Source organism: Aggregatimonas sangjinii, from assembly GCF_005943945.1.
Classification (GTDB): Bacteria; Bacteroidota; Bacteroidia; order Flavobacteriales; family Flavobacteriaceae; genus Pelagihabitans; species Pelagihabitans sangjinii.
The window spans coordinates 2517467-2531479 of record NZ_CP040710.1; the positions used below are offsets into that span (position 1 = coordinate 2517467).

The 14013-nt window shown below is 44.3% G+C and carries 12 protein-coding genes; 4 read left to right on the plus strand and 8 right to left on the minus strand.

Features of this window, described 5'->3' with window-relative positions; genetic code table 11:
- The first annotated feature begins 242 nt into the window (after positions 1-242).
- The gene (locus FGM00_RS10395) at positions 243-617 is read left to right on the plus strand and encodes an endonuclease domain-containing protein (RefSeq protein WP_138852847.1); all 375 of its coding nucleotides are present in this window, start codon (positions 243-245) and stop codon (positions 615-617) included.
- 490 nt (positions 618-1107) lie between these two features.
- Here FGM00_RS10395 and FGM00_RS10400 read toward each other — a convergent pair whose 3' ends face one another.
- The 7 genes from FGM00_RS10400 to FGM00_RS10430 all read right to left on the minus strand — a co-directional run bounded on the left by FGM00_RS10400 (position 1108) and on the right by FGM00_RS10430 (position 8899).
- Positions 1108-2118, minus strand: coding sequence for an XdhC family protein (locus FGM00_RS10400; protein ID WP_138852848.1), 1011 nt, complete (start codon positions 2116-2118; stop codon positions 1108-1110).
- The gene (locus tag FGM00_RS10405; RefSeq protein ID WP_138852849.1) at positions 2111-3247 is read right to left on the minus strand and encodes a vWA domain-containing protein; all 1137 of its coding nucleotides are present in this window, start codon (positions 3245-3247) and stop codon (positions 2111-2113) included. The genes FGM00_RS10400 and FGM00_RS10405 overlap by 8 nt, the downstream gene beginning before the upstream one ends.
- Before the next feature lie 203 nt (positions 3248-3450).
- A complete protein-coding gene (locus FGM00_RS10410; RefSeq protein WP_138852850.1) occupies positions 3451-4323 on the minus strand; it encodes an AAA family ATPase in 873 nt (290 codons plus the stop codon).
- A gap of 74 nt (positions 4324-4397) precedes the next feature.
- Complete coding sequence (locus FGM00_RS10415; RefSeq protein WP_138852851.1) at positions 4398-4871, minus strand: CoxG family protein; 474 nt, start codon at positions 4869-4871, stop codon at positions 4398-4400.
- Between the two features lie 271 nt (positions 4872-5142).
- Complete coding sequence (locus FGM00_RS10420) at positions 5143-7509, minus strand: aerobic carbon-monoxide dehydrogenase large subunit (RefSeq protein ID WP_138852852.1); 2367 nt, start codon at positions 7507-7509, stop codon at positions 5143-5145.
- Positions 7510-7526: 17 nt separating this feature from the next.
- Positions 7527-8018: a (2Fe-2S)-binding protein gene (locus FGM00_RS10425; protein WP_138852853.1), complete on the minus strand. Its 492-nt coding sequence runs from the start codon at positions 8016-8018 to the stop codon at positions 7527-7529.
- 11 nt (positions 8019-8029) lie between these two features.
- A complete protein-coding gene (locus FGM00_RS10430; protein ID WP_138852854.1) occupies positions 8030-8899 on the minus strand; it encodes an FAD binding domain-containing protein in 870 nt (289 codons plus the stop codon).
- Between the two features lie 194 nt (positions 8900-9093).
- Here FGM00_RS10430 and FGM00_RS10435 point away from each other — a divergent pair, with 194 nt between their 5' ends.
- The gene (locus tag FGM00_RS10435; protein WP_138852855.1) at positions 9094-10272 is read left to right on the plus strand and encodes a cysteine desulfurase family protein; all 1179 of its coding nucleotides are present in this window, start codon (positions 9094-9096) and stop codon (positions 10270-10272) included.
- A 110-nt stretch (positions 10273-10382) separates the two neighbouring features.
- On the opposite strand, the gene FGM00_RS10440 is transcribed toward FGM00_RS10435, so the two are convergent.
- Positions 10383-11489, minus strand: a complete 1107-nt coding sequence (locus FGM00_RS10440; protein ID WP_138852856.1) for an XdhC family protein — start codon at positions 11487-11489, stop codon at positions 10383-10385.
- Positions 11490-11677: 188 nt separating this feature from the next.
- Between FGM00_RS10440 and moaA the strand changes: the two genes are divergently transcribed.
- Together moaA and FGM00_RS10450 are read left to right on the plus strand one after the other, a co-directional pair.
- Entirely contained in the window at positions 11678-12661 is a 984-nt protein-coding gene (gene moaA / locus FGM00_RS10445) for a GTP 3',8-cyclase MoaA (protein WP_138852857.1), read from the plus strand.
- Positions 12662-12797: 136 nt separating this feature from the next.
- Complete coding sequence (locus FGM00_RS10450) at positions 12798-14012, plus strand: molybdopterin molybdotransferase MoeA (RefSeq protein ID WP_138852858.1); 1215 nt, start codon at positions 12798-12800, stop codon at positions 14010-14012.
- The last annotated feature ends 1 nt before the right edge of the window (position 14013 follow it).

Genomic DNA, 14013 nt, shown 5'->3' on the forward strand with positions numbered 1-14013 from the left:
CTCCTCCCCTCTGATGAAGGGAAGTGGATTCCAGCGGCCATCGGCGGATAGGAAGACGGAGGGATAGAAAGCCCGAATCTTCGTTTAAAACACAAACGTGAACTGAGTACCCTATGGTTTGGGCTTTCAACCTCACAGACCAACAAGTTGGACACCCCTCCTTTTCCAATGAGGGGAGCTTTAAAATCCACTCAATATAAATACTCCAATAAATTTCCCATATTTTTCTAATTTTAGATAACTTGAAAACTGACAGAACGCATAGCAAAAAAGAGCTACTGGAATTCCGAAAAGAGCTACGCAAGAACCTTACCCCTGCTGAAGCTTTTCTCTGGAAACAATTGAAGGCAAAGCAGTTTGAAGGCCAAAAGTTCGTAAAACAACATAGTATTGGAAAATACATCCTTGATTTCTATTGCGCCTCAGAAAAATTGATTATTGAATTGGATGGGGAAGTACACCAAAACGCAACCGTTGCCGAATATGATGCTGAAAGAACGAACTACCTTAACAAGCTAGGATATACAGTGATACGATTCGAGAACAAAATGGTTTTTGACAACCTGCAGTCTTTTTTTATGGAAATAAGGGAAAAATTTAAAAAAGATGTAAGTTAAAAAACGACTTGTATTGAAAAGTGTTTTAGGCTGAAGTTCCTCCCTTTGGATAAAGGGAGGTGGTTTTTCTCCGCCGCAGGACGGACGAAAAAGCGGAGGGGTTGAAAGCCCGAACCTTTGCTTATAAAGCAAATGTGAATCGCTTTCCCCTAGGCTTGGGCTTTCAATCTCCCCTTTCTCCGCCTAAGGCGGATTCATTCCCCTCTTTATCCAAAGAGGGGAGCCAAAGAAAGTCTTGCTTTCGAAAAGTAAATTATAATAGCTCTTGCCTTCGGATGAAGGGAAGTGGATTCCATTCACCATGAGCGGATAGGAAGACGGAGGGTTTGGAAAGCGCGAATCTCGGCTTGAAAAGCAAATGTGAATCGCTATGCTGAGGCTAGGGCTTCTTATCCCATTTTCACCATTAAAAGCGGATTCATTCCCCACCATGTCCAATGAGGATTCCTCTTTAGCATAACCTCGAGATGCGTCAGCTAATTCTAGTCCCTTAAGAACTGATGTACTTCTCCGGAGCATTCTCAAAGCTAACCTTACAACCATCGCAGCAGAAATAGACTTTTTCGCCTTGGTACTCCACGATATGCTTAGGGTTCTTTTTGGATACCGGTACATTACATACCGGATTGATGTAATAATCTTCGGCAAATTTATCCGCTGCAGGGGCTGTGCCAGACATTTCCGTTGTGGATGTTTTGTCCTGCTCGGAAGTACGGTGGGCCGCCTTCCCATTTCGAAAATGGTCGACGACCTCGGCCAAAATACTGATGGCGACCTCGCTGGCCAATTTAGCGTTGATATCCAACCCAACGGGACTTCGCAATTGGGAAACCCGCGCTTCCGAAATACCGGCATCAGTCAGATATTTTTTGATGTCCTCGGATTTTTTCAAACTGGCCACAAAGCCCACGTAGGTTACAGAGGTCTCCAATGCCTTCTTTACGGAAAGTTCGTCATCTTCACCCTGTGTGGTGACGATGATATAAGTATTGTTCAGGTTTTTGAAAGTGCTGAAATCAACGTTTTCGGCAACATTATCGGCCGTTGGGAACATTTGTACATCGGCATCCGTGGCCATTACCGAGACGCGAAAATCTCCTGCAGAAGCCATTTGCACCAGTTTACGGGCAATGTTGCTTTTTCCAATGACAATCAATTCAGGCTGTGGGATTACTGGTTCTATCATAACTTCCAAGGTTCCTTTACTTTGACATGACATTACGTACTCTTTAAATGTTGGGGTTTGGCGGGTACCGCCTTCGGGCGAAATGCGTATGCGGCGGTAACGCCTGGTCCTGATGACCTCCAAAGCCTCCTTGATGACAATACCACGTACACAACCTCCTCCAACCCAGCCGATAACTTCTCCTGTTTCCAAGATCAAGGCTTTGTCCCCCACTTTACCGGAACTCGGTGCAATGCGGTCGACCACTTGGGCAATTGCAAAATTAGCTCCTTTGGCCAAGTGTTTTTCTATCTGTAGCGCGAGTTCGTTAAACATCCATTAACAATTTTTCCAATTTTAATAAACTATCCAGGTTGTGTGCCGATTCGAAGGCATCTAGATGCGGCATCACATTTACAATTCCTTTCTGAACGGGCTGGTAGCCTTTCATCCCCTTTAAGGGATTCAGCCATACCAAGGTTTTGCATTTTCGGCGTATCGTACGAACGGCTTCCTTTAAAACCGTAACGTTTCCTGTTTCCAGTCCGTCACTCAAAATAACTACGATATGTTTCTGACTTAAAAATTTGCTTCCATAAACGGAGAGAAATTCCGATAGCGATTCCCCTATTTTCGTGCCACTTGACCATGAATGTACGTTCTTCCCGATCTGTCTTAGAATTTCTTGCTCATTGTTTTGGCGGAGCATTGGCGTAACGTGTGTCAACTCCGTACTAAAGGTAAAGAACTCCAGACTTTTAAAATATTTCTTTAACACCATCACATAGCGCAGGAGGTAATAACTATAGGTATCCATAGACCCGCTCACATCCAGAATAAAGACCACCTTACGCTTTTCCTTGCGTTTGCGTTTATAAGAGAGGTCCAATAACAACCCACCTTTTGCGATGCCGTGTCGAATCGTATTCCGAATATCGATACTGCCCTTGTTCGCGTTTTCCAACCGTCGCTTAAAACGCATACTCATTTGATGAAAGAGTTCTTCGGCCAGTTCTTCCAATTTCTCTTTATCGGTAACATTTACCTTTGAGAAATCGGTCATTCGAAGGCGTATGCTTTCATTGGCCCCGACCATCTCTTTGGCCTCCTCCTCTTTCACCTGTTTTTTAGGTACTTTGAACTCCGTTCCCAAAAAAATAACCGTGGCCGTCTCCTTTTCTTTCTTCAGTTGTTTGATCTGTTTCTTGCGCTGCTCCAATTTCTCTTCGTAGTAGCGACTCCAAAAACGATCGAACATTTCATCAAAACGATCAGCATGTTCCTTGCGCTTGCAATAAATTGATTTTAAACTATATTGAAACAGTTTACGGTCCAATGCCCAACCGCGCGCGGCAACCTCAAAAGCATCATGCGTTTCTTGAGGACCCAAGACAAACTGCCGCTCACGACAATACATAGTAAAATCTATCAGGCGTTCTTTGAAAGTTTTGGTGACGGCTTGCACAGGGAGTTATGTTTGTGTTTGGTGTTTTGTGTTTTGTGTTTTGTGTTTTGTGTTTTGTGATAAATAAATTTTGATTTGGAACTTTCTTAAATAGGTCAACTTCTCTTAATTAAAGTGTATCTATTCGACTGACTTTTCAAAACAATCAATAAAGACATGAGGGAAGATATTTTGCAATATTCCCTCTCCATAGCGCTATCAAATCATCCTATGGGATACAGAAACTCCTGTACGGATTTGTTACGTACAAATTCCACGTCATCTTTATGTTTGAGCACGCTACCTATAGTCGTTTTTACAATCTCATCAGTGATATTCGTTTGATTCATGAGCAACAAAGTTTTTGCCCAGTCCAAGGATTCTGCGATACCGGGTGGCTTATGCAAGCTGGACTTGCGCAAGTTGTGAATAAAGGTAACGACCTGTGTCGCCAATTCCTCATCGATATTCGGGAGTTTTTTTGCAATAATATCAATCTCACCAGCTTTGGACGGGAAGTCTACCCAATGGTATAAGCACCGTCGACGTAGCGCATCGCTCAATTCACGTGTTCGATTGGAGGTTAAAATGACCAAGGGCTTTGATTTCGCCGAGATGGTTCCTAATTCGGGAATACTGATTTGAAAGTCGGACAACAGTTCTAACAAATAGGCCTCAAACTCCTCATCGGCACGATCGATTTCATCGATGAGCAAAACCACGGGTTTGTCAGCACTTATCGATTGCAACAAGGGGCGTTGCAATACGTAGTCCATTCCGAAAATTTGGTTTTGCAGGGCCAGTTTATCGGTCTCCTGTTCAAAGAGTTTGATATGAAGGAGTTGTTTTTGGTAGTTCCATTCGTAGATGGTCGTACTTACATCGAGTCCTTCATAACACTGCAATCTAATAAGGTCCGTACCCAAATGTTCCGCCAAGGTTTTGGCCAACATGGTCTTACCCACCCCTGGATTCCCCTCCAACAATAAAGGCTTTTCCAAATTTTTCAATAAAAAAACGGAAGTCGCCAGTTCTTCGTTCAAGATATAATCATGCTCATAAAAATCCTGTATAAGCGTTTCGATTTCTTTATTCAATGCATTCGTTTTTAAGTACTACAAAAGCTATGCCCGGGGGTGCATAGCTTCTTGATTATAGATTACGGGTTCCGTTAAACCGCAGCCTCTTCGGCCGCAGCTAATTTTTTCGAAAAATTGGAAACAAACTGCTTGAACAGTTGATTCGATACCGTAGTAATCAAGCGCGACCCGAACTGCGCGATTTTTCCATTAACGGTAACATCCATAATAGCATCCAACTTTACGCCACCTTCATCGCGCTCGGTTAGGTTGATCGTCATCATCATTTCTGCATTCCCATTCCCTTTGGAATCTACACCGTCCCCAGTAAGAATGATTTTTCGATTTTCCTTATCAATTTCCTTATAGAAAATATCGGCATCGTACTTCACACCCATGGGGCCGAATTTCATACCAACCTTTCCTTTGTAGTGGTTCTCCCCCACTTTCTCATCGACCGATACTCCCGGTACGCAATCCATGATTTTTTCAGGATCGATTAAATGTTCCCATACCAAATCAGTGCCTTGGGGCACTTCGAATGATTTATCCAATTGTGTTTTCATGATTAAGCAATTTTAATGTCAGTCCCACGCTTGTGCTGAACTCGTTTCAGTAAAGGAGGGAATCTGTTTTAATTATATGCTGCGCTTTGTTAAAGGGTTGCGCTTCTATTTTATCTAAGATGTTTGAACTAAGGCTTGGGCTTTCAAACCTGTCTGCCGGCAAGCCCTCCGTCCAACAAGTTAGTCACCTCCCTTCATCTTAAGGGAGGAGCCTTAAACCTTTTACTTTTTTGGAACCTAATAGTTCTTTATTTTTTATTTCGTATTTCACCTAAGCCTTCGCTTTGGACTCTTGAATCGCCTCCCAGACCTTATCCGGGGTAATCGGAATATCCAAATGTTTGATACCCAACGGATATAAGGCATCAATAATGGCATTGGCAATGGCAGGTGGTGCACCTACTGTCGGGGATTCCGCAACACCTTTGGCACCAAGGGGATGATGCGGTGATGGTGTGATGGTATGCCCCGTTTCCCAATGTGGGGACTCGACCGCGGTGGGCACCAAATAATCCATCAGCGTTCCGTTCAGGACATTTCCTTCGTCGTCATATACAATACCCTCGTACATTGCGGGAGCGATACCTTGTGTTAGTCCACCGTGTACCTGCCCTTCTACAATCATCGGGTTGATAATGTTGCCACAATCGTCAATCGCCACGAAGCGCTTGACATCGATCGCCCCGGTTTCTTCCTCTACCTCAACAACGCAAATGTATGCGCCGTTAGGAAAGGTTAAATTCGGCGGGTCGTAATAATGCGTCGCCTCAAAGCCCGGCTCCATTCCCGGTGGTATGTTGGTATAGGCTGCAAAAGCGACCTCTTGAATGGTCTTCGATTTTTCCGGAGCTCCCTTAACAAAGTATTTCCCCACTTCCCATTCGATATCATCTTCGCTCACCTCCAAGAGATGTGCAGCGATTTTCTTGCCCTTATCCTTTAATTTTCTGGCCGCAATAGCAGCCGCAGCGCCTGCAGTGGGCGTACTTCTACTGGCATAGGTACCTAGGCCGTAAGGGGCAGTATCGGTATCCCCTTCATCGATTTCAATATCGGTATAAGGAATTCCGAGTTCCTCGGCCAGAATTTGCGCATAAGTGGTTTCGTGTCCTTGTCCTTGCGACTTCGTGCCAAAACGTGCCAACGCTTTTCCCGTAGGATGCACGCGAATTTCGGCACTATCGAACATGGCGATGCCCAAAATATCGAAGTCTTTGGAGGGGCCAGCGCCTACGACTTCCGTAAAGGTGCAAATACCGATACCCATCAACTTTCCTTGGGCACGCTTTTCGGCCTGTTCTTTTTTATAATCGTCGTAGCCGATCATTTCCATGGCTTTTTCCAAGGTGGCTTTGTAATCCCCACTATCATAACTCCATCCTAAGGGAGAGGCATAAGGGAATTGTTCTTTCTTGATAAAATTTTCAAAACGCAACTGCGCAGGATCTTTACCAATTTCCGCGGCAAGTTTGTCAACCATGCGCTCGATGGCATGTACGGCCTCGGTAACCCGGAAAGAACAGCGATACGCCACGCCTCCCGGTGCTTTGTTGGTATAGACCGCATCCAACTCGGCAAAGGCATGCTCGTAATCGTAGGAACCGGTGCAAATCGAAAACATTCCTGTCGGATATTTAGAAGGGTTGGCCGAAGAATCGGTATACCCGTGATCAGCTAAGGTAGATACCTTAAACGCTTGGATTTTTCCATCTTTTGTCGCCGCCAATTCACAGTCCATGTGATAATCCCTAGCAAAGCCGTTTATGAGATTTTCGGATCGGTCCTCGATCCATTTTACCGGCTTTCCAATAAGGAAGGAAGCGGCGATGGCAACTACATAGCCCGGATAGACGGGTACCTTCCCACCGAATCCGCCCCCGATGTCCGGAGCGATAATTCGAATCTTTTCTTCCGATAATCCAACATGACCGGCAACCAGGGCTAAAATCGTACGAATGGCATGCGGTGCCTGAGAGGTCAGATAAATCAACATTTTCTCGGTATCCTTATCATAAGAAGCCACGATACCGCAGGTTTCAATCGAAGCCACGTGAATTCTGGGCAAGTGAATCCGTTCTTTTACCACAACATCCGCGGCAGCGATTGCAGCATCCGTTTTCTCCCGTTCACCTCGCTCCCAATGGTAAATGTGGTTGTCTTTTTGTCCTTCCTTATCCGGACGCAACAAAGGGGCATCTTCCTCTAAGGCTTTGTACGGATTTACAATGGCCTTCATAGGTTCGTATTGCACGTCTACCGCTTCGGCACCATCCACGGCGATGTATCGGTCCGTCGCAATAACGGCGCAAACTTCCTGAGATTGGTGCATGACGGTATCGGTCGGTAAGACCATTTGTGAATCGGAAAGCAGTGTAGGCATCCAATGCAAATTATATTGTGCCAAATCTTCGCCGGTGATAACCGCTAAAACACCAGGTATGGCCAATGCCTTTTCTTTATCGATACTTTTGATTTTTGCATAGGCATACGGACTTCGCACCATTACCATACTTAACATGCCCGGTAATTTTACGTCATCGGTATATTTGCCTTTGCCGTGCAAAAATCGTGCGTCTTCCTTTCGTTTTACAGAGTGACCCATTCCGCCTACCTCTGGTGATGTTTTACATGAGAACATAGTTTCTTTTTTAGAGGTTAGACTGTGGCTTCTTTTTCTTTAGACATTTCTTCAGCGGCCTGCTGAACGGATTTTACAATATTATTATAGCCTGTACAGCGACATAGATTTCCGGAAATGCCCCATCGAATTTCCTCTTCGGTCGGGTTCGGGTTGGTCTCCAACAGATCTATAGAACGCATGATCATTCCCGGGGTACAAAAACCGCAATGGAGTCCGTGTTGATCATGAAACGCTTTTTGGAGAGGATGATTGGTGCCATCAGCGGCAATACCCTCTATGGTCGTAATATTCGCCCCGTCTGCCCTTACTGCCAAATACGTACAGGATTTTACCGATTTGCCATCGATCAAAATCGTACAGGCACCGCAGCTCGACGTATCGCATCCGATATGGGTACCGGTCATGTCTAAATTCTCACGAATAAAATGTACCAAGAGCAAGCGTGAGTCAACCTCGGCGCTTACCGACTCTCCATTAATCGTCATTGTTATATTGTGTTTTGCCATTGTGGTATTTTTTAGTTTCGTGCTCTTTCCAAAGCCTTGTTCAACATTCGTTTTGTAATCGTATTCACTATCGACCTTTTGTAGGCTTCAGAACCTCTTAAATCCGATTCCGGTTCACAATCCTCACTGGCTATTTGACCTACTTGTGCAATAAGTGCATCGGTTACCTTATGACCCCTCAAGACCTCTTCGCCCCTTTCCAATCGCATGGGTACGGCACTCACATTGGTTAGACCGATTCCGATTTCCTGACACACCCCATCTCCATCAAGTTCTATATGTACGGCGACTCCTGCCGTGGCATAATCGCCGACCTTTCTTTCTACCTTATGGTACGCCCCTCCACTATTCGCTTTTGCTTTCGGAATCTGAATCTCCGTTAAGATATCGCCAGGCTCTAAAGCCGTCATGTAGAAGCCATGAAAAAAATCATCGATAGGAATAGCTTTTTCGCCATCTACGCCTTCTGCTATTATGGTAGCACGCAGGGCCAACATCAACGCCGGTTGATCGTTTGCCGCATCGCCGTGGGCAATATTGCCCCCGATCGTTCCAAAATTCCGTACAGCGGGATCTGCGGTCAACCATACGGCATCACCAAAAATCGGATAGTTCGATTTCAGTAGCGGATCATGTTCTATTTCCGATTGCGTAGTCATGGCCCCGATTTTAAGGATATCGCCATCTTCCTTAATATATGAGAGCCCTTCTATTTTACTGATGTCAATGATATGCTCGGGAGTGGCGAATCGCAATTTCATCATCGGCAACAGGCTATGGCCACCGGACATGTATTTCGCTTCGTCACCGAGCTCTTGCGACAAAGCAATCGCCTCTTCTAACGAGGTGGCCTTGTGATAGTCAAAATTAGCTGGAATCATAAGTTTTATGGTATTAAATTATGAGGTAACCATTAAATATATCTTATTTTATTCTATGTGACAAAATATTGTGCTTTTGTTTAACAATTTGATAATTCAATGCCTGAATTTACGTGCGGATGGACAAATGGCTTTCGGGTATATCCGTTTTGAGATAATCCTTACCTTTAATGTTCCACTTAAATTGATAAAAAATCAAGTACGCCCAACTCTATTTCGACTACAACGCCACTACGCCCTGCGCCAAGGAAGTGGTTGATGCGATGCTGCCCCATTTTCACGAAGACTTCGGAAATCCTTCGAGCAGTCATCACCCATACGGGTGGTTGGCGAAGCGTTCCGTTGAAGATGCCACTGCTTCCATAGCTAAAAGTCTAGAGGTTGCTCCGAGCAGCTTGGTCTATACTTCTGGAGCAACGGAAAGTATCAATATGGTACTGAAGGGGGTTGCCAGAAAACTGCAATCCAAAGGAAAACACATCATTACAACCAAGGCGGAACACAAAGCTGTTTTGGATACCTGCATCTTTTTGGAGGAAGAAGGATTTGAAATCAGCTATCTGGACGTGGAATCGGATGGATTGATTTCCTTGGAAAAGTTAAACAAAACGCTTCGACCAGATACGATTTTGGTCTCCATACTATTTGCAAATAATGAGACGGGGGTCATACAACCGCTCGATGACATCGCCGGAAAGGTGCATGCCAATGGAAGCCTGCTTTTCTCCGATACGACCCAAGCGCTAGGGAAAGTGGCCATATCCGAAGTTTTAAAAAAAGTCGATTATGCCTGTTTTTCGGGACATAAAGTCTACGGACCAAAAGGAATCGGTCTGGTATACATCAAGAATAATGAAGATGGCGATGGCCTGCCCAGCCTGATTCAAGGTGGGGGGCAACAAAAACGACAACGGGGTGGTACCATCAATACGCCGTTAATCGTAGGATTGGCAAAGGCTATTGCCTTGGCTTTTGAACAGTTCGATGATGAAAAGAATCGCATCGAAAAATTAAGAAACAAATTAGAAGCTGGATTGTTACAAATTGAAATGGCGTTATCCAATAGCAAATCGCCAAAGCGCTTGCCCAATACTGTTCATATTTCCTTCCCCTATGTAGATGGTGCCAATCTCTTAATCGCACTTAGTGCGCAAATTGCCGTTTCCAACGGATCTGCCTGCAATTCCGCATCCGTAGAACCTTCGCATGTGTTGATGGCGATGGGCGTTGAACGCACTTTAGCCTATGCCTCCCTACGCTTAAGTATCGGCCGATATACTACTGATGCGGATATTGAAAAAGCGATAGCGATTATTAGCGAGGAGGTCTCAAAACAGCGGGAAAATAACATTTTGTGGGAACGGAGGGGGTAACAGCCTTTGACAACGGTTTTCCCTAAATACTGCTGCGACCAATCTGTGCACAATACAGTGCAGGCTAAAATTGTTAGCGCGTATAGATATCAGGGGGCATATGGAGGGCTTTAATTCCGCTCGTGAATCGGTCCGTTCTTCTCGCGTAACATTCCCCCGGTCTTCTCTGAGAAAACGCTGAGTATCTCGCTAAACAAGCTCAGGGCGATTTCTTCGGGAGTATTCGCTCCGATTTCCAAACCGCAGGGGGCATAAATACGCTGCTGCTCTTCTTCCGAAAACTCAATACCATTCGCTTTGAATTCGGCAACCATTTTATCAAAGCGTTTGCGCGGTCCCAAAGAGGCGATATAAGGCGCCGGACTTTTGATGAGTTGTTTCAAATTGGAATAATCCGTTTTATAGTCGTGGGCCATGAGTATAATCGCCGTGCGCTCATCGATTGTCGGGCGGGCCTCAAAATCTTTGGGATACAAGTTAGCGACAGACCGCAGCTTTTCCTTCTTCAACTTCTGAATGTTTCCGACAAGACTTACCTCCCAATCCATCAACTTGGCCATTTCAAGTATGGGATAGATATCATAATTATCGCCATATACCGCCAGATGAAATTGAGGCGGAATCAATTCTATAAACACACTGGCCTGTAGCGCTTGTGCTTCATAATCATACGTCTTTGATTTTTTGTGATTCAGCACGTCCTGAATCTTATCTTGAAGGAAATTCCGCAAGCCTTCGTGTCGACAGTCCTCCAAAGAGGCGGAATCCTTATTGTAATATAAAGATCGTCCTAAAGGAATCGTATCAATTTCTGAATTTAAAGCGGTTACCGTAGCGATCACATGCTCTCCCCTATCGGAAACACATTTTTGCAGCATCTGCAAGGTCTTGGAATTTTCAGAAATGGGCGAGATCAAAACATCGATTACCCCGTTACAGCCCAAGCCCACCCCTATCTCATTTTCTTTAGAGGTATCATAAGTTACTATTGATGGTTCCTGTTTCAAAATCGCAATTTGGGAACGTTGCAGGGCATCGCCTTCCAAACAGCCACCGCTAATGCCGCCTTCAAAAACACCGGACTCGAAGACTAGCATTCTGGCGCCTTCCCTGCGGTATGACGATTCCTCAACACGTACTACCTGGGCAATAGCACATTTTTCATTGGAGTCTTTAAATGAATTGTAAAGTTGTAGTATCGATTTTATTTCTTTCAAGTGATTTCTTTTTTATGTAATCAAGTATTTATGCGCACTCCAAGGATGAACTGCAAAGCATATAGCTGTTCGAATGATTATGGAAATTTTCGACAGCGACCATTTCCGATTATTGCGAAATGACCGATTATCTCCTCTAATATATCTAAAAATAGCTATATTGAGTACTCTAATTGCTAAGAAAGAACATGAAGGATTCCTTTGATAGAACCATAGACTATGTACGCATTGCCGTAACGGACCGTTGCAATTTGCGGTGTTTCTATTGCATGCCCGCCGAAGGAATTCCTTATGAACCAAAGGCACATTTACTTAGTTATGAAGAGATTACACGCCTGTTAAAGGTCTTAGGCGAATTAGGATTTCGCAAGGTACGGTTTACGGGGGGAGAGCCTTTTCTACGGAAGGATTTTATGCAGTTGTTGGAGAATACGGCCCAGCTGGGCGACTACAAATCCATTCATATAACCTCTAACGGTACACTTTTACAGCGTCATATTCCACGATTAAAGGAATTGGGCATTACCAAAATCAATCTCAGCATCGATTCTTTAAATAAGGAGCGTTTCCATAAAATCACACGGCGTGACGATTTTGAAAAAGTAATGCAGACCTTTCACATGCTAATTGACCATGGGTTTCAAATCAAACTCAACGCCGTTATCATGAAAGGCATCAATACCCAGGATATCATACCATTGGCCGAACTTGCAAAAAACCACCCCGTTGATGTGCGATTTATAGAAGAAATGCCTTTCAATGGTGGATATAAGGAAAATTTGGAAATGTACTCCGCCCGCGATATACATGCGGATTTAAAAGCGCAATATCCCAATCTGGCAAGACTTCCTAGTGCACACGGAGACACGGCCAGTTTGCTTTCCGTTCCTGGCTATAAGGGAAATATCGGTGTTATCGCGGCATTCTCTAGAACATTTTGTAACACCTGCAATCGCCTTCGCATTTCTTCAAAAGGGGATATTAAAAGTTGTTTGTACGACGATGGCGTTTTCAACATACGCGATTTTATGCGTTCGGGAGTATCCGATATCGAACTCGCCGCAAAATTCCGCGAAATCGTGCGCTTAAAACCGAAGGATGGTTTTGAAGCAGAAAAAATGCGTAAGGCCCCGGCAGCAGCGATGCAAAGTATGAGCAGTATAGGTGGATAAGGCAAGTAATCCTGAGCGCTCCCAATAATTATGTAGGAGAAAGACTAGGAACAAAAAAAGATCTTCGTCTGCGCTCAGACTGACAAAATGCTTATTACTAAACCTACTCATATCTTCTTGATATTTAAAGTACTACATGGAAAACAATTTCATCCCCTACGAAAAAGCCCTTTCGATTTTAGAAGAGCATAAAGGCAATTTTTCTACTGAAACCCTAACTATTGAGGACAGTATTGGTCAATATCTCGCAGAAAATCTCGTGGCCGATAGGGATTTTCCACCATTCGACCGGGTTACCATGGATGGTATCGCGATCGCCTTCAAAACTTTTGAAAAAGGCCAAAGGGAATATAACATTGAAACTACGGCGGCAGCGGGCGCACCTCAGGCCACTCTTCAAGACCCGAAAAAATGCATCGAGGTCATGACCGGCGCCATTAAGCCAAATGGTGTGGACACTGTAATCAGGTATGAGGATTTGACCCTTTCCGGCGAAAATGCTATAATCACAATAGATACACTGAACTACAAACAGAATGTTCATTTCAAGGGAATGGATATTGCCCAAGGTTCGGTCATCGTACCGGCTGGAAAGCAATTATCACCAGCGGAAATCAATATTGCCGCCGCCGTTGGAAAAGCTGAGATACAAGTTTATAGGTTGCCAAAGACGATAATTTTCTCTACGGGGGATGAGCTCGTAGCCGTTGACGAAACACCAGAATTGCATCAAATTCGACGTTCAAATGTCTATGGGATTCAAGCTACCTTAAAGGAATGGGGAATAATTGCGGATTTACATCACCTGGCCGATGATAAAACGGTGATGTTGAAAACCGTATCAGAAATGCTGCACGAATATGATCTTTTCATCTTCACTGGAGGCGTCTCCAAGGGAAAGTTCGATTACCTGCCCGAGGTGCTGGAAGAATTAAAGGTCAAAAAACACTTTCACAAAATTCAGCAAAGACCGGGAAAACCTTTTTGGTTTGGTACGAATGCATCGGGAAAAAAGATTTTCGCACTTCCGGGAAATCCTGTCTCGTCCTTTGTTTGTGTGTATATGTATCTGCGTTTCTGGTTACAAAAATCATTGGGAATCGAACCCAAAACCCAATACGTAAAGCTGAAAAACGATGTGGAGTTCAAGCCAGATTTGGTCTATTTCCTAGAAGCTAAGTTGACCCGAGTAACCGATGGCAGCTTAATGGCCGAAGCGATTAAAGGAAATGGATCAGGTGATTTCGCTAATCTCGTAAAAACCGACGGATTTTTAATATTACCGCAAAATAAAAGCCAATTTTTTGCGAATGAGGTGTATCCTTTCGTACCTTATCGAACGAAATGGTAAT